This is a genomic window from Comamonas sp. JUb58 (assembly GCF_004364775.1).
GTDB lineage: Bacteria > Pseudomonadota > Gammaproteobacteria > Burkholderiales > Burkholderiaceae_C > Comamonas.
This window is the reverse complement of record NZ_SOAL01000016.1, coordinates 41,246-62,096: the sequence shown is the minus strand read 5'-3', so window position 1 is coordinate 62,096 and position 20,851 is coordinate 41,246. Positions and strand designations below refer to the sequence as shown.

Genomic DNA, 20,851 nt, shown 5'->3' with positions numbered 1-20,851 from the left:
TAGCGAAAGGCATGGCCCCAGCGGGCGGCATCTGCAGCCGCCCCGGGGCCTCGCTCCACTACCGCTGCACCAGGATCAGCCGACCTTCTGCGCGATCTGGCTGCGCTCGATCAGACGGTCATCGCCCAGCACAATCAGGCTGAACAGCAGCTCCTCCAGATTGCGGGCCTGCGCCGTCTTGCGGGCGATCAGCGGTGTGGCCTGTGGGTTGACCACGACAAAGTCGGCCTCGCAGCCCGGTTGCAGGTTGCCCACCACGCCCGCCAGGCCCAGCGCCCGCGCGGCACCGGCCGTGTGCTGCCACCACAGATGGCTGGGCGCCAGCGACAGACCCTGCTTGTCGCGCCCCTCGCGGCCCACAAAATAGGCCGCCAGCATGGTGCGGAAGGGGCTGAAGCTGGTGCCACCACCCACATCGCTGGCCAGGCCGTACAGCATCTGCGCCGCATCGGCCTGGGCATAGTCAAAAAAGCCACTGGCCAGAAACAGGTTGCTGGTGGGGCTGATGGCCGCAGCGGTGCCGGTCTCGTGCATCAGCGCGCGGTCACGCGCATCGAGATAGATGCAATGCGCGTAGACGGCGCGCTCGCGCATCAGGCCCCGGTCCGCATAGACCTGCAGGTAGCTGCGGCTGTCGGGGAAGAGCTCGCGCACCCAGGCAATCTCGTCCAGGTTTTCCGCCACATGCGACTGGATCCAGACATCGCTGTAGCGCGCCGCCAGCTCGCCGGCACCGCGCAGTTGGGCATCGGTGCTGGTGGGCGCAAAGCGCGGCGTGATCGCATAGCCGAGGCGGTCCACCCCATGCCAGCGGCGGATCAGCGCCTCGGTGTCGATCAGGCTTTGTTCGGTCTCATCGCGCACGCCGTCAGGCGAATGGCGGTCCTGCAGCACCTTGCCGGTGATCAGCCGCATCTGGCGCTTTTGCGCCTCGGCAAACAGCGCATCGGCCGATGCCGGGTGCGAGGTCGCAAAGGTCAGCGACGTGGTCACGCCATTGCGCAGCAGCTCATCGACAAAGAAATGCGCGACTTCGCCCGCGTAGGGGGCATCGACAAAGCGCGATTCATGGGGAAAGGTGTAGTCATTGAGCCAGGGCAAGAGGCCGCTGGCGGGCGAGCCGATCACATCGGTCTGCGGGTAGTGGATGTGCATGTCCACAAAGCCCGGCGCAATGATGCGGCCTGGCAGGTGCTCGACCACGGCATCGGCCCCCGCCTGGGCCAGCAGCTGGGCAGACAGCGCCTGCCAGCTGCCTGCGGCCAGCACGCGCTCGCGCCCATCGGCGCCGGGTGCCACGGCCAGCAGGCCATCTTCTTCATACAGCGCCTGGCCGTCATCGGCAAAGCGCAACAGGGCGGATCGGTAAATATGCATGGCGCCAAGCTTAGCGGCTGCCAAAGGCTGCCGTTATATAAGCGCAGCAATAGTTTCTATGCGCCGCTGCAGGGCCTGCCGGACCTGCCAGGCGCGGGCGGCGTGCAACACGGGCAGTACGCTGACAGGACGCACATCGTTAACCAGGGAAAACCCCAGGCCTAGATGCATACGCAGGTCATATCTGCGGTCTATAGTGTTTGTTTTACTTGTTGGTTAAGGATTTTCTGGATAACCCTCGCCAAGCGGTATGGACGCGGATCGGGATGAGCCGCAAGGCGTCTTTTGCAGTCAATAGCCGTAGCTATTGACAAGGAAGACAACGCAGCGGATCGCCCGAGACCGCGTTCAGACCACGGCAGGGAGTTTTGCAGAGAATCCTTTCACCAACTGGTGGCCGCGCTGTATAGGCAGCTGCTGCTACCAAAGCCCAAGGAGGAGGCTTGGCCCATGCCGCATTTTGTTGATCCGTCCCCTGCCGGTGTCTGCATTTTCTGCCGAATCGTGCAAGGAGAAATTCCCTCAGCCAAGGTGTATGAAGACGCCTTGACGATTGCCTTTATGGACCTGGGCCAGGTCAACCCCGGCCATGTGTTGGTGGCGACCAAGCGCCATGCGGCCAATATTTTCGAGATCACCGACGAAGAATCGGCAGCGGTGATGCAGACCGCGCGCAAGGTGGCGCTGGCTGCCAAGATCGCTTTCGAGCCCGCAGGCCTGACCTTGCTCCAGGCCAATGGCGTGGAAGGCGGTCAGACCGTCGCGCACTTCCACCTGCATGTGGTGCCGCGCCACGCCGATGATGGCGTGAGCTTCAGCTGGCCGCGCAAGGAACCCGGTGGCGCCGTGCTGGAAGGCTATGCGCTGCAGCTGCGCAATGCGATGCTGTCCGAATCGGTGCCAGTGGCAGCTTAAGTTTCTATACACCCACCAAAGAACAAGGGCGCCTTACGGCGCCCTTGCTGCATTTAGCCTTGGCGGGCGGCCTCGGCAAAGGCCATCTGCAGCTGGCCCAGCCAGGCCTGCTTGCGGCTGGCTGGCACAAAGCTCGCCTCAAAGCTGTTGGCCGCCAGCTGGTAGGCCTGCTCGGAGTTCATGCCGGTGGCGGCAAACAGCTGCACAAAGTTCTCGTTGATATAGCCACCAAAGTAGGCCGGATCGTCCGAGTTGACGGTGGCCACCAGGCCGGCCGCCAGCAGCTGCGGCATATTGTGGTCGGCCAGGTCGGGGAAGACCTGCAGCTTTTGGTTCGACAGCGGGCAGACGGTGAGCGGAATGCGCTCATCACGCAGGCGCTGCATCAGTGCGTCATCATGCACGGCTTGCACCCCATGGTCCACCCGCTCGGCATGCAGCAGGTCCAGCGCACCCCAGATATAGGCGGGTGGCCCCTCCTCACCGGCATGGGCCACGCGGCGCAGGCCCAGGTCCTTGCAGCGGCTGAACACGCGGGCAAACTTCTCCGGCGGGTTGCCGACCTCGCTGCTGTCCAGGCCCACGCCGCTGAAGTAGGCGCGGTATGGCAGGGCCTCTTCCAGGGTCTGCAGCGCTTCTTCTTCGCTCAGGTGGCGCAGAAAATTCAGGATCAGCTGCGAGCTGATGCCCCAGCGCTTTTCCGCATCCACACAGGCCTTGTGCAGGCCCTGGATCACATCGGCCATGGCCACGCCACGGGCGGTGTGCGTCTGCGGATCGAAGAAGATCTCGGTGTGCAGGACATTGTCGGCCACGGCGCGTTCCAGGTAGGCCATGGCCATGTCGTAGAAGTCCTGCTCGGTCAGCAAGACACTGGCGCCCGCGTAGTAGATATCGAGAAAGCTCTGCAGGTTGGTAAAGGCATAAGCGGCGCGCAGGCTCTCGACATCGGCATAGGGCAAGGCCACGCCGTTGCGCTGGGCCAGCGCAAAAATCAGCTCGGGCTCCAGCGAGCCTTCGATGTGCATATGCAGCTCGGCCTTGGGCATGGCACGCAGCAGGTCCGGCAGGCGGGCGGCATCGATTTGTGGGACGGTGTACATCTCAACACACTCCAAAAGTGACGCCACTGGCCTTGAGGTAGCGGCGGTAGGCCACCGACATGCGGTCGGCCGGTGAGTTCAGTTCTGCCTTGGCATCGAGTGGCAGCGGCTTGGGCATCTGGGACTCCAGCACGGGCTGATCCTGGGTAAAGATCGTATGCTGAAACTGCTGCAGCTGCTCGTCCGTGCTGTCGAAATCAGCCACGGCCAGGCGGAACCAGACGCGGCTGCGCTCGGGCGTGACCGGGCAGACAAAGAGGCCAATCGCTTCGCGCCAGCCCTGCTTGCTCGATCCGCTCTCGGGCACCTTGGTCAGCAAGGCGGTGTAGGGAGCGGTCACCTCATAGGTGTAGTCCACTTCGGCGGGCTTGGTCGAGTGCAGGTTCGACTGGGGCTGGATCGCCTTGCAGCCGGTGGCCTTCACGCCCCTCTCCGTGGTCTCCACCTCGTAGTGCGACATCTCGGTCGCATCGCGGCTGCCCAGCCAGCCCTCGTGCACAAAGCCGAAGTGCGACATGTCCAGAAAGTTCTCGATGATGCGGGGCGCGCTGGCCTCCACATCGTAGGGGCCGCAGTTGAGCTTGCGCAGGCGCTCATCGGCCTCGGCCTCGAACACCGGCAGCGGCGTGGCGGGCTGGCCTTCGGCGTCGGGCGCCAGCTGCACCCACACCAGGCCATGGGCCTCCTGCACGCCGTAGGACGCGACACAGTGCTTGGCAGGTGGCACAAAGGCGGGCACGGCCGGCACCTTCACGCACTGGCCACCGCTGGCAAACTGCCAGCCATGGTAGGGGCACTCCAGCTGGCCATCCTGCACGCGGCCCAGCGACAGGCGGGCGCCACGGTGCGGGCAGCGGTCGACAAAGGCCTGCACCTGGCCTTGCGCATCGCGCCACAGCACCAGTTCCTGGTCCAGCAGGCGCACCGGCAGCGGGGCGCTCACCACGGCATCAGACAAGGCAACCGGGTGCCATTGTTGGGCTTCGATCATCGGGGAATCTCTTTGTATAAATGACAAGGCTGCCCTGAGGCAGCCTTGGTTCGCAATGGTAGCACCGGAGCTAAATGCACCGCTGCCACTCGCGTTTAGATGGGGCGTCACACGTCTGGGCGCAGCGCCCGAGCATCACTTGCCGGGCACATTGCCTTCCACGCCCTTGATGTAGAAGCTGATGCCCTTGAGGAATTCGTCGTCGGCAACCTTGTCGGCAGCCAGAATTTCCTTGCCGTCCTGGCCCAGGATGGGGCCCTTCCAGATGCTGAAGCTACCGTCCTTCAGGCCCTTCTTGACCTCTTCCACCTTGGCCTTGGCTTCGGCAGGCACATCTTCGGCGATGGACACCAGGTCGATCGTGCCTTCCTTCACACCCCACCAGGTCTGGCGGCTGGTCCACTTGCCTTCCAGCGCGCTGCGGGTGGTGTCAATGTAGTACGGCGTCCAGTTGATGATGGCCGAGCCCAGGTGGGCCTTGGGGCCGTAGGCGGTCATGTCCGAGTCCCAACCAAAGGCGCGCTTGCCCTTCTCTTCGGCGGTCTTCAGCACGGCCGGCGAGTCGGTGTTCTGGAACAGAATGTCGGCGCCGCCATTGATCAGGCTGGTGGCCGCTTCGGTTTCCTTCGGTGGGCTGAACCATTCGTTGACCCAGACCACCTTGGTGCTGATCTTGGGGTTCACGCTTTGCGCACCCAGGGTGAAGCTGTTGATGTTGCGGATCACTTCGGGGATCGGCACCGAGCCCACCACGCCCAAGGTGTTGGACTTGGTCATCGAGCCAGCGATGATACCGGCCAGGTAGGCGCCTTCGTAGGTGCGGCTGTCATAGGTGCTGACATTGCCGGCCACCTTGTAGCCAGTGGCGTGTTCCCATTTCACATCGGCAAACTCGGGCGCCAGCTTCTGGATCACGTCCATGTAGCCAAAGGTGGTGCCAAACACCAGCTTGTTGCCCTGGGTGGCCATGTCACGCAGCACGCGCTCGGCATCTGCACCTTCGGGCACGCTTTCCACATAGCTGGTCTGGATCTTGTCGCCGAATTCCTTCTCCAGCGCCTTGCGCGCCTGGTCGTGTGCGAAGGTCCAGCCGCCGTCGCCCACCGGGCCCACGTAGGCAAAGGCGATCTTCAGCGGATCGGCCGCAGGCGCAGCAGCTGCAGGGGCTGCAGCCGGTGCGGGCGCTGGCGCCTCTTCCTTCTTGCTGCAACCCACCACGGCGGCAGCGGCCAGCGCGGAGAGTGCGGCGACCTTGATCAGCGAACGCTTATGGAAATCAGTCATCTCTGTGTCCTCGAATGTTGTTGGAATGTCGAGCTGTACAGGCCAGCATGCGGTCCTGCAGCGGCGTAGAACATCGCCCGGCCAATATATGCATAAATCGAGCCAGGTTCCAAGTGCAGCCCCAGCCGCCGCGCTGCACTGTTGTTTGTTGGCCAGCAGGCCCGGTCAGGCCAGCAAGCCCTTGCTGACCTTGGCGGGCCTTGCCGCCAGGCTTACTTGGCGCCAGGCACCACCCCTTCGATGCCCTTGACATAGAAGTTGATGCCGCGCAGGAAGGCGTCATCGCCCACCACACCGCTGGCCAGCACTTCCTGGCCCTTGTTGTCCACGATCGGGCCGGTCCAGACGGCGAAGCTGCCGTCCTTCATGCTCGACTTGGCCTTGGCCACCTTGTCCTTGGCTTCCTGGGGCACCTGGTCGGCGATCTTGACCAGGTCCATCGCGCCTTCCTTCACGCCCCACCAGAAGTTGCCCGACTGCCACTTGCCAGCCAGCGTGTCTTCCACCACCTTGCTGTAGTAAGGCGTCCAGTCGATCACCGCCGAGCCCAGGTGGGCCTTGGGTGCGAAGGCGCTCATGTCGCCATCCTTGCCAAAGGCGTAGACGCCGCGCTCTTCGGCGGTCTTGAGGACGGCCGGCGAGTTGGTGTTCTGGTACATCACGTCCACGCCGCCATTGATCAGGCTGGTGGCCGCTTCCGATTCCTTGGGAGGTGCAAACCATTCGTTCACCCAGACCACCTTGGCCTGGATGCTGGGGTCCACGCTTTGCGCGCCCAGCACAAAGCTGTTGATGTTGCGCACCACTTCCGGAATCGGCACCGAGGCGACCACACCCACGGTCTTGGTCTTGGTCATCGAGCCGGCCACGATACCAGCCAGGTAGGCGCCTTCAAAGGTCTTGGTGTCGTAGACCGCCACGTTGTCGGCCTGCTTGTAGCCGGTGGCGTGCTCGAACTTCACATTGGGCAGATCGGCGGCGGCCTTCTGCACAAACTCCTGGTAGCCGAAGCTGGTCGCAAAAATCAGCTTGTTGCCCTGGCCTGCCATGTCGCGCAGCACGCGCTCGGCATCGGCCGATTCGGGCACGCTCTCGACCATCGAGGTCTCGATCTTGTCGCCAAACTTCTGCGCAATCGCCTTGCGCGCCAGCTCGTGCTGGAAGGTCCAGCCGCCGTCGCCAATCGGGCTCACGTACATGAAGCTGACCTTGAGCTTGTCAGCCGCTGGCGCTGCTGCTGCCGGCGCGGGCGCCGCAGGGGCCGCTGGCTCTTCCTTCTTGCCACAGGCCGTCAGGGCTGCCAGAGAGAGGGCCGACAGGCCGATCAGCTTGATCACGGAGCGCTTGCGCGTTTGCATGGATGAATCCTTAGTTATTGGTAGAACGGACGAAAAACGGGTCGCTGTCATCGTTGTTATGACCCCGGATAGAAAGGCTTGCCCAAAGAGGCAGGCATATTGGCGCGAATCCAGGTCGGATTGCGCGAGATCAGCACCAGCACCACGATGGTGGCCAGGTAAGGCAGCATGGACAGCAGCTGGCTGGCCAGTTGCACACCGCTGGCTTGCAGGTGGAACTGCAGCATGGTCACACCACCGAACAGGTAGGCGCCCAGCAGCACGCGCGCGGGGCGCCAGGTGGCAAAGGTGGTCAGCGCCAGCGCGATCCAGCCCCGGCCCGAGACCATGCCTTCGACCCACAGGGGGGTATAGACGGTCGAGATATAGGCACCGGCCAGGCCGCACATCGCGCCGCCAAACACCACCGCCATCAGGCGGATGCGGCGCACCGGGTAGCCCAGCGCATGGGCGGAAGTGGGCGATTCACCCACGGCGCGCAGCACCAGGCCGGCGCGGGTGCGGTAGAGGAACCACATCATCACCAGCACCAGCGCCATCGCGCCATAGACCAGGGGGTGCAAGGTAAACAGCGCCGGGCCCAGCAGCGGGATATCTGCCAGGCCAGGGATGGCGTACTTGGGCAGGCTGGGTAGCTTGGCCTGCACATAGGACAGGCCGACAAAGGCCGAAAAGCCCGCGCCGAACAAGGACAGTGCCAGGCCGGTGGCATACTGGTTGGTGTTGAGCCAGATCACCAGCACGCCAAAGATGGCGGCCAGCACGGCGCCCGCCAGCATGCCCGCGCCAAAGCCCAGCCAGGTGCTGCCGGTGTGGACCACGGTGGCAAAGCCGGCGATGGCCGCGCAGAGCATCATCCCCTCGGCACCCAGGTTGACGATGCCGGCCTTCTCATTGATCAGCAGGCCCAGCGCGGCCAGCGCCAGGACGGTGCCAGCGCTCAGCGTGGCGCCCAAAAGCAGTGCATAGGATTCCATCACAGGCCTCCCTTCACTGCGGCACGTGATGCCACCCAACGCAGGCGGTAGACCACCAAGGTGTCACAGGCCAGCAAGGTGAACAGCAGCAGCCCCTGGAAAACGCCGGTCAGGGCCTTGGGCAGACCCAGGCGCGACTGCGCCAGCTCGCCGCCGATATAGAACATGCTCATAAGAATCGCGGAGAAAACCATGCCCACCGGGTGCAGGCGTCCGACAAAGGCGACGATGATGGCCGCAAAGCCATAGCCGGCGGGCACATAGGGGGTGAGCTGGCCCAGGGGGCCGGCCACTTCCAGCGCGCCAGCCAAGCCAGCGGTGGCGCCCGAGATCATCAGCGCCGTCCACAAGGCCTTGCGCGACGAGAAGCCGGCATAGCGGGCCGCCGATGGCGCCAGGCCACCGACCTGCTGGGCCAAGCCAGCACGGGTGCGGAACAGGTAGATCCAGAGCATCGCGGCACCGGCCAGTGCGATCAGCACGCCAATGTTCATGCGCATGCCTTGCACCAATTTGGGGATTTGCGTGATCTTCTCGAAGCTCTTGGTCTGCGGGAAGTTGTAGCCCATCGGGTCCTTCCAGGGCCCATAGACCAGGTAGCCCAGCACCAGGGTCGCGACATAGACCAGCATCAGGCTGACCAGGATCTCATTGGCATTGAAGCGGTCACGCAGCCAGGCGACGATGCCGGCCCAGACCATGCCGCCGAGCATGCCGGCCAGCAGGATGACGGGCACGATCCAGGGGCCGGTGTTCTTGTCGGCCAGCAAGGCCATGCCGCCCGCAGCCACGGCACCAATGACAAACTGGCCTTCGGCACCAATGTTCCACACATTGGAGCGGAAGCAGACCGCCAGGCCCAGCGCAATCAGCAGCAGCGGCGTGGCCTTCATCGTCAGCTCGCCCAGCGCATAGCCGGACTTGATGGGCTCCCAGAAAAAGGCCTGCAGGCCCTTGATGGGGTCCTTGCCCAGCAGCACAAACAGGCCGACTCCGATCAGCACCGTGATCAGCAAGGCCAGCACCGGTGAGCCAAAGGTCCAGAAGCGCGAGGCCTGGGGGCGTTGCTCCAGCTTAAGCATGGTGGCGGCCCTCCTCGACAGCAACCGCAGCCACGGCAGCCGGAGCGGTACTGCGGCCTTCCCAGAGGCCGCTCATCCATTCGCCGATCAGCTGCACCGAGGCATCGGCCCGCGCCACCGATGGCGACAGTCGGCCCTTGGCAATCACATGCAGGCGGTCACTGATTTCAAACAATTCTTCCAACTCCTCACTGAGCACCAAGACGGCGCAGCCCGCATCGCGCAGCGCCAGGATCTCGCCCCGGATCTGCGCTGCCGCACCCACATCCACCCCCCAGGTGGGCTGCGAGACGATCAGCAGACGGGGCTTGGCATCAATCTCCCGGCCTACGATGAACTTTTGCAGGTTGCCGCCCGAGAGCGACTGCGCACTCGCATGCGGCCCACCGGCCTTGACGCCAAAGCGCGCAATGATGCCGCGTGCCATCTGGTCGAGCTGGCCCATGCGCAGCCAACCACCTGCGCCCAGCATCTCATTGCGGGTCAGCACCAGGTTGTGCGCCAGACTCATGCTGGGCACGGCGCCCCGGCCCAGGCGCTCCTCAGGTACAAAATGCAGGCCCAGCGCGCGGCGCTGGCCCGGGCCCATGCGCCCCATCGGCATCGTGTCCATCAACACGGCCTGCGGCTCGGCGCGCATGTCTTCGCCCGAGAGCGCATACAGCAGCTCCTTCTGGCCATTGCCGGAGACGCCGGCAATCCCCACCACTTCACCCGCCCGCACCTGCAGCGAGATGCCGTCGAGATCAATACCAAACGGATCCTGCTTGGCCAGGCGCAGTTGCTGCACCGTCAGCACCGTCGCACCCGCCTGGCTGGGGCGCAGCTCCAGCATCGGGGGCTCGGCGCCAATCATCATGCGCGACAGCGAGGCATTGCTTTGCTCGCGCGGATCGCATTCGCCGGTCACCTCGCCGCCACGCAGCACCGTGCAGGCGGTGCAGAGCGCGCGGATTTCATGGAGCTTGTGGCTGATATAGAGAATGCTGCAGCCCTCGGCGGCCAGCTTGCGCAGCACGATGAACATCTTCTCGACCGCCTGGGGCGTGAGCACCGAGGTCGGCTCATCGAGAATCAGCACCCGGGGCCGGGTCAGCAGGCCACGGATGATCTCCACCCGTTGCATCTCGCCCACCGACAGGCTGTGCACCGGCCGCTGGGGGTCAATGTCCAGCCCATATTCGCTGGCCACCTCGGTGATGCGAGCAGTCACTTCCGCCAGCGACATGCGCTTGTTTTGGCCCAGCCATACGTTCTCGGCCACGGTCAGGGTGTCAAACAGGCTGAAATGCTGGAACACCATGCTGATGCCCAGTTGGCGCGCCTCCTGGGGGTTGCGGATCTGCGCCGCCTGGCCGTCGACCAGGATCTGGCCCTCATCGGGTTTGACCGAGCCGTAGATGATCTTCATCAGGGTCGACTTGCCGGCGCCGTTCTCGCCCAGCACGGCATGGATTTCCCCGGCACGTACTTTTAACGATACTTTGTTATTGGCTACAACCGCTGGGTAGCGCTTGGTGATGCCGATCAGCTGTAACCGGGGCGCGGCCGCGCCATCGGTTGTCGGTGTCGGGGTCTGTTCTTTCATGGGCGGCAATTGTCCCTCAAATTGTTACCCGATGTGGGCATTTGGCCTCAAGATGCACGCACTCACACCGAATGGCCCGCCGGGCTGCGCAAAGAGAGAGCGGTTTTTTTCAGGCAGGCACGCAGCCAGACGGCGGCATCGGAGGCATGGGTTCGGGCATGCCACAGCAGGTAATAGTCCAGCGGTGGCAGCGCCAGCGGGCAGTCCAGAATCGTCAGCGCATGCTTGTCGACAAAGCGCTCACAGAACTGGCGCCCCGTGGTCAGCACAAGCAAGCTCGATGCCACCATGGCCGGAATCGCACTGAAATGGGCGCAGCGCGCCATGATACGCCGCTCCACCCCCAGCGCATCGAGGCGGGAGTCGATGATGCCGCGCGCGCCCGGGTGCGTGGCCGTCGGCGCAATGTGCTCGGCCTGCAGCCAGGCCTCTACATCCCAGCCCCGCCGCACCGCCGGGTGGCGGCTGCTCACCATGCTCACCACATCGTCGCTCATCAGGCTGGTCATGTGCAGGTCGCCGGTGGGCTGCAGCCAGTTGCCTACCACCACATCGATATCGCCGTTGGCGAGCTGGGCGTGGTAATGGGTCTCGGACGACAGCGGATAGATCTCCACCACACACAGCGGTGCCTCGGACTTGATGCGCGCCACGAGCGCGGGCAGAAACAGCGGATCGAAGTAATCACTCGCTGCAATGCGGAAGGTGCGGGTCGCCGTCTGCGGGTCAAAATCGCGGGCATCGCTGAACAGGCCCTCGGCAGCGCGCAGGATGGCAGCCGCGGGCTCGACCATGCGCTGGCCCTTGTCGGTCGGAGTCATCGCCGCGCCCGAGCGCACCAGCAAAGGATCGCCCGCCAGATCGCGCAGGCGCTTGAGCGCCGCCGACACCGCAGGCTGGTACATGCCCAGGCGCAAGGCCGCCCGCGAGACGCTGCGCTCGGTCAGCACCGTGTGCAACACCCGGATCAGGTGCAGGTCAATCTTGTCAAACAGGGCTTGGTCGCGCATGCGAGTCTTTTGAATGTGGACATTCAAGCTTATCAGCCGGGACCTGCCAGCTATCCCGGTTGTTACCCGAAGCTGTGGCGACAAGCCCCTCAGCGTCCCGCCCAGGCCGCCCTTGCCTTCAGGCCACCTTGGCTTCACGCCAGCAGGCGCGGTTGCCGCCCTGGCGCTTGGCGCTGTAGCTGGCCATGTCGGCAGCGCGCACCGCCTGCAGTGCATCGGCAAACGAGGCATCGATCTGCAGCAGGCCGATGCTGACGGTGACCACAAAATGTTTGCTGCGCAGCTGGGGCTGCCAGTTCTGCAAGGTGTCGCAGAGCTGGGCGGCCAGCTCATGGGCCTTTTCCGGGCTGCACTGGCGCAGCACCAGCGCAAACTTGTCGCCCGCCACCCGCGCCGCATAGCCCTGGAAGGGCTGCAGCAGCTGCAGCTGGCGCGCCACATGCTGCAGCACCAGATCGCCCTGCGCATGGCCGGCCAGCGCATTGATGGCGGACATGTTGTCCACATTCACATAGAACAGCACCGGCGCGCTGGGCGAGGACTGGTCCAGCCCCTCGCGCCGGGCCTGCAGCAAGGCGGTCAGGTGCAGCAGCAGCGCTTCGTAGTTGGGCAGCAGAGTGAGCTTGTCCATGCGGCTGGGTGACTGCGCCGCCACCCGGGCCTGGCCGGCGCGCACAAAGCACCAGCGCAGATCCGCCCCTGCATCCGCACTATGGACCAGGTGCAGACTGACCATGACGGGCGCGCCCGACTGGTGGCGCAGCACCACGCTGGTCTCGGCACTGCCCTGGCGCTCCAGATCCGGGGCCAGTTGCTCCCAGGCCTGGTCAAAATCCTGGTCGGCCATCGCCAGCATGCGCACTGGCTGGCCTTGCAGATCCTGGCGGCTGTAGCCCAGCAAATGGGCCAGCGCCTGGGACACCTGCAGGATCTGCTCGCCCTGCAGCAGCAAAAAGGAAAAGCGCGCATGCGCGAGCACCGTCTCGGCCAATTGCTGCTGCTGGCGCAGTTGCTCGACCAGCGAGTCGCGCTGCTGGCCCAGCTCTTGCAGGTGCATGCCCATGCGGTCAATCTCGTCGGGCGGCGGGCCGCTGGCCGGGTCGGCCGCCTGGACCGGCCCCGAGGCCAGCGCCAGCACCGGCGCGGGCGCAATCGGCAGCGGTGTCTGCGCCACCAGCTGCTTGAAGCGCCGGCTATGGCCCCAGAGCCAGAGCCAGGTCAGCGCTGCCAGCGCCAGCGGCATCAGCAGCAGCCACCACCAGCTGCGCCATTGGCGGCCCCAGCTTTGTAGGCTCTGGTCATGGGGCATCACCCGCAGCACCAGCCAGCGGGCGGCCGGCATCTGCGCCACGCTGACCAGGTGGGGCGCCAACCACCAGGACTGCGCCGATGGGGGGCCGCCAGCGGCAGCGCGTTCCTGCCAGCGCTGCAGCACCTGGGCCAGCAAGGGGTCCTCGTCGGTGGTGCCCAGAATCCGGGTCGGGTCGGGGTGGGAGATCAGCACGCCGGCAGCCGTCATCAGCACCAGCTGCCCACTATCAGGCGGGGTGGCCGCCAGCGATACCGGCAGCAGGCTTTGCGACTGCAGGCGCAGCACCCCGGCCATGGCGCCCTGCACGGTGCCCTGCTTGTCGCGCAGCGGAATGCCCAGCGCAATGCTGGGCCCGCCGGCGGCACTTTTGAAGGGTTCGGACACCTGAGGTTTGCCGTCAACCATCACCCGGCGCAGCAGGTCCCGCTCGGCGGGCTCGACGGCCTCGTCGCCCTGGCCGGCATCACGCACCTGGCGCCGGATGACCTGGGCGCCGCGTGCAAACACCAGGCTGTCAAAGTAGCGCGTGGCCGCCAGCCCCTGCTCCAGCAGCGGAGGCGGCTGGGACGCGGGGCCTTGCACCCAGGGCGCTGCCGCTTCGGCCAGCGCGCCCAGCACCTTCTGGCTTTGCTCCAGCTTGCTGCCCATCAGCCGGGCCAGCATCTCGGTCTCGTCCGCCTGCTGGGCGGATAGTTGGGTGATCACCGTCTGCTGGCTGGCATGGATCGCCAGCCACTGCAGCAGCGCCGTGCCCAGCAGCACCATCAAGGGCACCACCACCCACAGCCGCCACAGCCAGGGCCCTGCCGTATCGCGCAGGCCGTCTACCGGCGGTGGAGGATCGGGCTGCCAATGCACCGGCCTGCCATCCATGCCGCGCTACCGGGCCACCAGGGCGGCGGCAACCAGATCCTGGTGATGGCAAATAACAGACTCCGGCATGCGGCACCTCCTTTCAGGTGCCACATATTGGCGGTTATGTACCAGCGCCGGTATCAGGACAAAACCCGACGGAGAAAACCCGGGTTACAAATGGCGGACCAGGGATACGCTGCAAAACCCTCGCCAAGCGGGATGGACGCGGATCGGGATGAGCCGCAAGGCGTCTTTTGCAGTCGAGCCGTGGCTATTGACAAGGAAGACAACGCAGCGGATCACCCGAGACCGCGTTCAGACCACGGCAGGGAGTTTTGCAGAGGGTCCCTAGGGATGCTCTGCAAAACCCTCGCCAAGTGGGATGGACGCAGATCGGGATGAGCCGCAAGGCGTCTTTTGCAGTGAATAGCCGTAGCTATTCACAAGGAAGACAACGCAGCGGATCGCCCGAGTCCGCGTTCAGACCACGGCAGGGAGTTTTGCAGAGGGTCCCTAGGCCTTGGCCAGTTGGCGCAGTGATTCGGGCTGCGGCAGCCAGAGGTTCTTGCCCAGGCCGTCGAGCAGGCCCTGGTCGCGCAGCTGGCGCAGCACGCGCGACAGCGTCTCGGGCGCTATGCCCAGGTGGGCGGCAATCTGGCGCTTGGATTGCGCCAGCTGCACCCGCAGGCCCTGGTCGCCAGGCTCGGCATGCTGCAGCAGCCACTGGGCGCAGCGCGCCACCGCATCCTGCGCCACCCGGCTGACGGCCAGCGCCGCCTGCTGGCAGTAGCCCTGGGCCATGCTGCTGACCAGGCCCTGGGCTTCGGCCGGCCAGCGCTGCATATAGCTGCGCAAGTGTGCGACCGGCACCGCGCGGCAGTGCACCGCCGTCTGGGCCACCATATCGACTGCGCAAGGCTGGCCCGCCAATGCGGGTGCGGCGTCGAGCCAACACGGCCCTTCCATCGTGCCGAGCAGGTGGCGCATGCGCCCCTCCTCCTGCACACCGAAGGCGACGGAGCCCTGCTCCAGGTACAGGGCCTCCAGCAGCGGCTGGTGGCGCTGGCGCAGCAGGGCACCAGCGCTGGCGCTGGTCAGGGCAAATTCATCCAGGCGGAGTGAGTCAGGCATGGTCCGCACTGTGCCCCGATTGCGGGCTGCAGACATTGAGCTACATCAATCTTTGCCCCTGGCCGGACTTTGAGAAATTTCTGCTTCCAGCCCCAATAAACGGCGCTGACGGGTCAACAGCGGCTAAGTCCTTGCAAAAACCGTATACCCCCAATATGCGGCATCCACGCCACACCTCGGGTCTTTACCAGCGGTTTTTTGAGCTTTTGGCACACATATTGCTCAGAGCGGTCGGCACTGACTTCACAATTCACCGCTATCACAAATTCACACGCTTGTAACAAAGGACTGCCATGAACAACAAACTGCTCGCCCTGGCCGTGATGGCCGTCTGCGCCTCCGCGGCGCAGGCCCAATCGTCGGTGACCGCCACCGGCTTGGTCGATATGTATATTGGCTCGATGAAAGCTCCCGGCGATGACGGCCGCACCTCTACCTTGGGCAGCGGTGGCATGACCACCTCCTGGTTCGGCTTCAAGGGCACCGAAGACCTGGGCGGCGGCCTCAAGGCCAGCTTCCTGCTGACCAGCTTCATGCGCGCCGACACCGGCACCCCCGGCCGCTTCAACGGCGACGTCTTCTGGTCGCGCGATGCGCTGGTGTCGCTGTCCGGCGATTTTGGTGCCGTGACCCTGGGCCGCACCGTGGCGCCCAACTTCGTGCCATCGATCTCGATGAACCCCTTTGGTGATTCCTTCACCTTCTCGCCCCTGGTGCTGCACCAAAACGTGTCGCTGTTCAACAAGAGCGGCTGGCAGAGCAGCAACCCCTCCGACACCGGTTGGAGCAACCAGGTGATCTACAGCACGCCCAAGGTCGGCGGCTTCAGCGGCAACCTGCACTACCAGTTTGGTGAGCAAGCTGGCCAAGGCGGCAAGAACAACATCGGTCTGAACGCCACCTACGCCAACGGTCCTTTTGCCATCACCGGCTTCTATGAAGACGTGGACATGAGCAACCCCGTGCCCGCCGTGCTGGCCGAGAACCACCGCAACTGGATGCTGGGCAGCAGCTATGACGCAGGCTTTGTGAAGGCCTATGCCACCTACGGCCAGACGACCGGCAAGGACACCGATTTCAAGATCAAGACCGCCAGCCTGGGCGCCACCGTGCCACTGGGCGCCACCAGCCGCATCCTCGCCGGTTGGGCGCACAGCAAGCTGCAAGACAGCAATGCCAAGCGTGACACCGTCTCCGTCGGCTACAACTACGACTTCTCCAAGCGCACCGACGGCTACGCGATCGTGATGTACGACAAGGTCAAAGACTTTGGCAACGGCACCAGCTTTGGCGTCGGCATCCGCCACCGCTTCTAATCGGTTCGTATAGCGCGCTGTGCGGCCTTCGGGCCCACTACGCAAAACGCCAAGCATGGCAGCATGCTTGGCGTTTTTTAATTGCCGGTTCGGCAGAGCCAGCGCCTGGGCGCCGGATCGGAATCAATCTTTACTTCTTCAGGCACTCGCTCATGAAGGCCTTGCGCTCGTCGCCCTTCTTGCCGGTCGCGTCGACGTTGCAGGTCTTCATGCGTTCTTGCTGGCGCTTGCGGCCGTCAGACAGGCAGCTGGACATGAAAGCCTTGCGTTGATCGCCCTTGAGTTCCTTGGTCTTGGCCTCGGTGTTGCAAGTGCCCATCAGCTGCTGTTGGGCAGTAGGGGTCTTGTCCGCTGCCAACGCAAACTGGGATGCCAGCGCGATGCTGGCGAGGACGATGAGTTTTTTCATGGTATGGGCTCTTATCTAAACTGCGCCGACGACCAGCGCAAGCGAATTTCTGCATATCTGGCCCGCCCTGTCAATGGGCAGATGATGAAGAAGCGCAAACTGCCTACGGCCGCCTCGCAAGCGCCCATGAAAAAACGGCCTGCGCGGCCGTTTCGGTTGGGTTTGCCGGGCGGTGCTCAGTCCACTAGGCCCACATAGATGTTCTGCACATCATCGTCGTTTTCCAGACCGGCCAGGAAGGCTTGCACTTCTTCCTGCGCTTCGGCAGGCAGGCTGCCCATGCTGATGGGGGTCTTGGCCTTGTAGCCCAGCTTGGCCGACAGCACCTTGATGCCCTGCTCGGGCAAGGCCTTGCTGACGGTGTCCAGGTCCGTGGGCTCGGTGATGAACAGGGTCACGCCCTCTTCTTCCGCCGGCTCGAAATCCTGCGCGCCCGCTTCGATGGCAGCCAATTCCACATCGGCGCCGTTTTCTGGCTCACCTTCGACCATGCCCACATGGTCAAAATCCCAGGCCACGGCGGTCAGCTGGCCCTTGCGGAAGCAGACACGCATATTGGGTGCCGTGCGGTTGGGGTTGTCGGTCAGGCACTCCACCATCACCGGCACGCGGTGCGGTGCATAGCCTTCAAACAGCACGGTCGAGTAGTTGACGGCATCGGCGCCAGCGCCCGAGCCCTTCTTGATCGCACGCTCCAAGGTGTCCTTGGGCATCGATGCCTTGCGGGCCGCTTCCACAGCCATGCGCAGGCGCGAATTGCTGGCCGGGTCACCCCCGCCCAAACGCGCTGCGACCGTGATTTCCTTGACCAGTTTGCCAAAGAGTTTTCCCTTGGCATCGGCGACCAGCGCCTTGCCCTTTGCTTTCCATTGCGCGCCCATGGCTGCGTTTTCCTAGTTGTTGGTTGGGCAGCAGCGGTGGCTGCTGGCAACAATGCCGGGCAAAGCCCAGATTGACAGGGCAAATTTATACACCGCCGCCCAAGGCTGTGCTGGGCATAAGGGGAAATCTTTGCCAAAAACCTGGGGCATCGCGGCGGCCAAACGACGCCGGGGCGACGGCGCGGCGTGGGCCGCACCACCGGTTGCCGGCGTTCAAAGGCACAATACCGCCATGCCCTTTCTGCAGCGACTTTGGCGATGGATCCAGGCCCAGCGTACGCCCCTGCTCTGGAGCCTGGGCGGCCTGGTGCTGAGCTTTGTCTCGCTGGGCCTGCCTGGCTTTGCCAGCTATGCGCCCGCCGAGCAGCTCTTTGTCTGGGCCGGCGATGGCGCGCTGCTCAAGGCCATCCATGGCGACAGCCTCTGGCCCATCCTCATCTCGGCGAGCTTTTTGCAGGCCTTGCTGATCACGCCTGTGCATGGCCTGCTGCGGCGCTGGTGGCCTGGTTTGTCGCGCTGGCCCCATGTGCTGGGCGTGGCGCTCGGGGTCTGGCTGGTCAGCATTGTCTGCACCTGCCTGATGCTGCTGGCAGCGGTCGATGCATAAAAGCTGCAGCCTGCCTACAATCACGGCGCCCGCTTCTTTTTCCCTAGCCCCCACCCTGCACGCTTCCATGCCCAGCCCTCTTTCCCCCATTGGTGTTTTTGACAGCGGTATCGGCGGCCTGAGTGTGCTGCGCGCGCTGCGCGATGTGCTGCCCGATGAGCAGTTCGTCTATGTGGCCGACAGCGGCAACGCCCCCTATGGCGAGCGTGGCGACGCCTTTGTGCAGCAGCGCTGCGCCCACATCACCCAGCAGATGCGCGAGCGCCATGACATCAAGGCGCTGGTCATTGCCTGCAACACAGCCACCGCAGCGGCGATTGAGGGCCTGCGCGAGCAGCACCCGGGCCTGCCCATCATCGGTGTGGAGCCCGCCCTCAAACCCGCCGCCCAGCACAGCCAGACCCATGTGGTGGGCGTGATCGCCACCCAGGGCACCGTGAACAGCAGCCGCTTTGCCATCCTGCAGGCCGCGCATGCGACGCAAACCCGCTTTGCGGTGCAGGCCTGCAATGGGCTGGCGCGAGCGATTGAAGACAGCACCCGGCCCGGGCGCGATGCTTCCGCCGATGCCGCGCATATTCAGGGCCTGTGCCAGACCTACCTGGCCGCAATGGGTGACTTTGGCACACAGCCCGGCCAGATCGACACCCTGGTGCTGGGCTGCACGCACTATATTTTTGCCGCCGATACCTTGCGCGCGCTGGTGGGCGACCAGGTGGCGCTGATCGACACGGCCACGCCCGTGGCGCGCCGCACCTACAGCCTGCTGCATGCCACCGGCATGCTGCGCAAGCCAGCGCAGGCCCCCGCTGCTGACGAAGCCTTCAGCCTGGTGACCACCGGCGAGCTGGCCGCGCTGCAATACGCCGCCGCGCAGTGGCTGGGCTTGCCGCCCCAGCTCTGCCAGGCTGCGGACTGATCAGCTGGCGCTGTCCGCCGCATCCGCCCCCAGCTGCCACAGCCGGTGGCCGCCCTGGTCCAGCCAGGTCAGGTAGAGGCGCACCTCCAGCTCCAGCTGGTGGTAGGACGGCTCCATGTACTCACAGAGCTGGTAGAAGGCCTTGTTGTGGTCGGACTCGCGCAGATGCGCGAGCTCATGCACGGCGATCATGCGCAAAAAGGCCTCGGGCGCATGCTTGAACAGGCTGCCAATGCGGATCTCATGGCGCGACTGGGTCTTGCCGCCATGGTTCTTGCCGGTACGCACATGGATGCCCAGCGCCTGGTAGACCAGCTGCAGCTTGCTGTCATAGACCACCTTGGCCAGCGCCGCGCTGTTGCGCATGTGCTCGCCCTTGAGGCCCATCACATAGGCATGCAAGGCCTTGTCCGAGCGCATCTGGTGCGGCTGCGGGTGGCGCTGCAGCAGCCACTGGCCCAGCTTGCCCGATTGCAGCAAGCTGCCTGCCTGCTGCTGCAAGGCGGCGGGGTAGGACTGCAGATAGGGAAGCAGGACAGGGCTGGACATGGGCAAGGCCAATAACAAAGGCAGCACAGCGGCTGCCTTGGGGTTAGATAAAAGAAGCGCTGCGCCGTTGGCAGCGCAGCCGATGATCAATGCAGATGGCGTGGGCGGCGTCCACCACCGCCGCCATGGCCGCCGCCGGGACCACCGGTACCACGGGGTGGCTTGCCGATCTCCAGCGAATCGACCAGTGCATCAAAGCGCTGGCTGAACAGCTTGTCGATCTCTGCCACCACGCCGACGAGCTCGCCGGCATCGAAATGGCGTTCCATCGTGCTGACCACGTCCTGCACCAGCATGTCGCGCTGCACCTGCATGATGGCCGCAGGCGTCGGGCCCACAAACAGCATCATGAAGTCGTCGCGCGACTCGGCGCTGCGGTCCTGCTCTTCGTCGTCGAACTCGGCGTCATAGAAGGTGACCTCGATCGCGGCGCCCTGGTCGGCCAGCTCGTTGAGGTTCATGCACATGTCGTCCAGCGACTGGCGAAAATCATCATCGCCGCGCACGGTCCAGCACATCTGCAGCACATGGTCCTTGGGCTCGAACAGAATGCCGGGCTCTTCCTCGTAAGCGCTCTCCGAACCATCGACCAGCGACTTCGCGCCCGCGTAGCCCCACAGTGGTTTCAAGGCCTCTTGCAGCTGGTCAAAGCCGACATCGGCACGCAGCAGCACTTGTCCGTGGACATGGATCTCAAAGGGTGGGTTGTAACTGGGCATGTTCTGTACCTTCCTAAATGGGGGCCGCCCGCTTGCGCTGGCCAACCCCACGCCTGATGACACGGCAGGCCGCATCGCTCTCCACAAGGCGCCAGAACAGCTACCGATACCGGGCCAGACTGGCGACTCTCCATGCGCCACCCACCCGAGCGGCGCAATATCCACAATATCGGACATTGTGCCCGGTTTGTCGATCACAGACGAAGAAAAAGCCAGCAGGATGCCTGCTGGCTCACGCTAGGAACCGCCGTCACCAAAAGCCGGGGATGCCAAACGGTCTTCAACACTGCCAGCATGCTTCGCAAGAGCCGGCCAGTGCCTGTGGCGCAGGCAATAAAAAACAACGGTTTGCAGGTGTTTTCTGCAAAACCGTTGCTCTGTAGTGCATTGCGCCCGGGCATTTTAGCAGTTCCGGCCTAGGACCAGCTTCTGCAGGGTCGGAAGCCACCGCCGGGCCATGGCAGGCCA

20 protein-coding genes are annotated in these 20,851 nt (G+C 64.4%); 5 read left to right on the top strand and 15 right to left on the bottom strand.

Annotation, left to right across the window (positions count from 1 at the left end; translation table 11 throughout):
- Positions 1-75: 75 nt before the first annotated feature.
- Positions 76-1,377 (bottom strand): guanine deaminase, encoded by a 1,302-nt coding sequence (guaD, locus tag EDF71_RS17420; protein WP_133857828.1) that lies wholly within the window; start codon positions 1,375-1,377, stop codon positions 76-78.
- A 450-nt stretch (positions 1,378-1,827) separates the two neighbouring features.
- Between guaD and EDF71_RS17415 the strand changes: the two genes are divergently transcribed.
- On the top strand, positions 1,828-2,292 hold the full coding sequence (locus EDF71_RS17415; protein ID WP_133857827.1) for an HIT family protein: 465 nt from the start codon (positions 1,828-1,830) through the stop codon (positions 2,290-2,292).
- Between the two features lie 53 nt (positions 2,293-2,345).
- On the opposite strand, the gene EDF71_RS17410 is transcribed toward EDF71_RS17415, so the two are convergent.
- From EDF71_RS17410 to EDF71_RS17365, 10 genes are all read right to left on the bottom strand, one after another.
- On the bottom strand, positions 2,346-3,395 hold the full coding sequence (locus EDF71_RS17410) for an adenosine deaminase (RefSeq protein WP_133857826.1): 1,050 nt from the start codon (positions 3,393-3,395) through the stop codon (positions 2,346-2,348).
- 1 nt (position 3,396) lies between these two features.
- Positions 3,397-4,386 carry an aromatic ring-hydroxylating dioxygenase subunit alpha gene (locus EDF71_RS17405; RefSeq protein WP_133857825.1) on the bottom strand — a complete coding sequence of 330 codons (990 nt, stop codon included), beginning with the start codon at positions 4,384-4,386 and terminating at the stop codon, positions 3,397-3,399.
- A gap of 135 nt (positions 4,387-4,521) precedes the next feature.
- Positions 4,522-5,670: a BMP family ABC transporter substrate-binding protein gene (locus tag EDF71_RS17400; RefSeq protein ID WP_133857824.1), complete on the bottom strand. Its 1,149-nt coding sequence runs from the start codon at positions 5,668-5,670 to the stop codon at positions 4,522-4,524.
- A 212-nt stretch (positions 5,671-5,882) separates the two neighbouring features.
- Positions 5,883-7,028, bottom strand: coding sequence for a BMP family ABC transporter substrate-binding protein (locus tag EDF71_RS17395; RefSeq protein WP_133857823.1), 1,146 nt, complete (start codon positions 7,026-7,028; stop codon positions 5,883-5,885).
- A gap of 56 nt (positions 7,029-7,084) precedes the next feature.
- Positions 7,085-8,005, bottom strand: a complete 921-nt coding sequence (locus tag EDF71_RS17390) for an ABC transporter permease (protein WP_021027743.1) — start codon at positions 8,003-8,005, stop codon at positions 7,085-7,087.
- Entirely contained in the window at positions 8,005-9,087 is a 1,083-nt protein-coding gene (locus EDF71_RS17385; protein WP_133857822.1) for an ABC transporter permease, read from the bottom strand. The genes EDF71_RS17390 and EDF71_RS17385 overlap by 1 nt, the downstream gene beginning before the upstream one ends.
- Positions 9,080-10,675, bottom strand: coding sequence for an ABC transporter ATP-binding protein (locus tag EDF71_RS17380; RefSeq protein ID WP_133857821.1), 1,596 nt, complete (start codon positions 10,673-10,675; stop codon positions 9,080-9,082). The genes EDF71_RS17385 and EDF71_RS17380 overlap by 8 nt, the downstream gene beginning before the upstream one ends.
- A 62-nt stretch (positions 10,676-10,737) precedes the next feature.
- Positions 10,738-11,685 carry a LysR family transcriptional regulator gene (locus EDF71_RS17375; RefSeq protein WP_133857820.1) on the bottom strand — a complete coding sequence of 316 codons (948 nt, stop codon included), beginning with the start codon at positions 11,683-11,685 and terminating at the stop codon, positions 10,738-10,740.
- A 118-nt stretch (positions 11,686-11,803) separates the two neighbouring features.
- The gene (locus EDF71_RS17370) at positions 11,804-13,855 is read right to left on the bottom strand and encodes a diguanylate cyclase (protein ID WP_133857819.1); all 2,052 of its coding nucleotides are present in this window, start codon (positions 13,853-13,855) and stop codon (positions 11,804-11,806) included.
- 510 nt (positions 13,856-14,365) lie between these two features.
- The gene (locus EDF71_RS17365) at positions 14,366-14,983 is read right to left on the bottom strand and encodes a Crp/Fnr family transcriptional regulator (protein WP_243854344.1); all 618 of its coding nucleotides are present in this window, start codon (positions 14,981-14,983) and stop codon (positions 14,366-14,368) included.
- 293 nt (positions 14,984-15,276) lie between these two features.
- On the opposite strand from EDF71_RS17365, the gene EDF71_RS17360 reads away from it, so the two are divergent.
- On the top strand, positions 15,277-16,299 hold the full coding sequence (locus tag EDF71_RS17360; protein WP_133857817.1) for a porin: 1,023 nt from the start codon (positions 15,277-15,279) through the stop codon (positions 16,297-16,299).
- A 130-nt stretch (positions 16,300-16,429) separates the two neighbouring features.
- Here the strand turns inward: EDF71_RS17360 and EDF71_RS17355 are convergent, their stop codons facing one another.
- A complete protein-coding gene (locus EDF71_RS17355) occupies positions 16,430-16,708 on the bottom strand; it encodes a PsiF family protein (protein WP_021027750.1) in 279 nt (92 codons plus the stop codon).
- Positions 16,709-16,884: 176 nt separating this feature from the next.
- Positions 16,885-17,589, bottom strand: a complete 705-nt coding sequence (locus tag EDF71_RS17350) for a YebC/PmpR family DNA-binding transcriptional regulator (protein ID WP_133857816.1) — start codon at positions 17,587-17,589, stop codon at positions 16,885-16,887.
- Between the two features lie 232 nt (positions 17,590-17,821).
- On the opposite strand from EDF71_RS17350, the gene EDF71_RS17345 reads away from it, so the two are divergent.
- Positions 17,822-18,196 carry a hypothetical protein gene (locus EDF71_RS17345; protein ID WP_133857815.1) on the top strand — a complete coding sequence of 125 codons (375 nt, stop codon included), beginning with the start codon at positions 17,822-17,824 and terminating at the stop codon, positions 18,194-18,196.
- A gap of 67 nt (positions 18,197-18,263) precedes the next feature.
- A complete protein-coding gene (gene murI, locus EDF71_RS17340; RefSeq protein ID WP_133857814.1) occupies positions 18,264-19,115 on the top strand; it encodes a glutamate racemase in 852 nt (283 codons plus the stop codon).
- Here murI and EDF71_RS17335 read toward each other — a convergent pair whose 3' ends face one another.
- Positions 19,116-19,664 carry a YgjP-like metallopeptidase domain-containing protein gene (locus EDF71_RS17335; protein ID WP_133857813.1) on the bottom strand — a complete coding sequence of 183 codons (549 nt, stop codon included), beginning with the start codon at positions 19,662-19,664 and terminating at the stop codon, positions 19,116-19,118.
- A gap of 86 nt (positions 19,665-19,750) precedes the next feature.
- A complete protein-coding gene (locus EDF71_RS17330) occupies positions 19,751-20,383 on the bottom strand; it encodes a DUF6806 family protein (protein WP_133857812.1) in 633 nt (210 codons plus the stop codon).
- 132 nt (positions 20,384-20,515) lie between these two features.
- On the opposite strand from EDF71_RS17330, the gene EDF71_RS17325 reads away from it, so the two are divergent.
- Entirely contained in the window at positions 20,516-20,803 is a 288-nt protein-coding gene (locus EDF71_RS17325; protein WP_133857811.1) for a hypothetical protein, read from the top strand.
- The last annotated feature ends 48 nt before the right edge of the window (positions 20,804-20,851 follow it).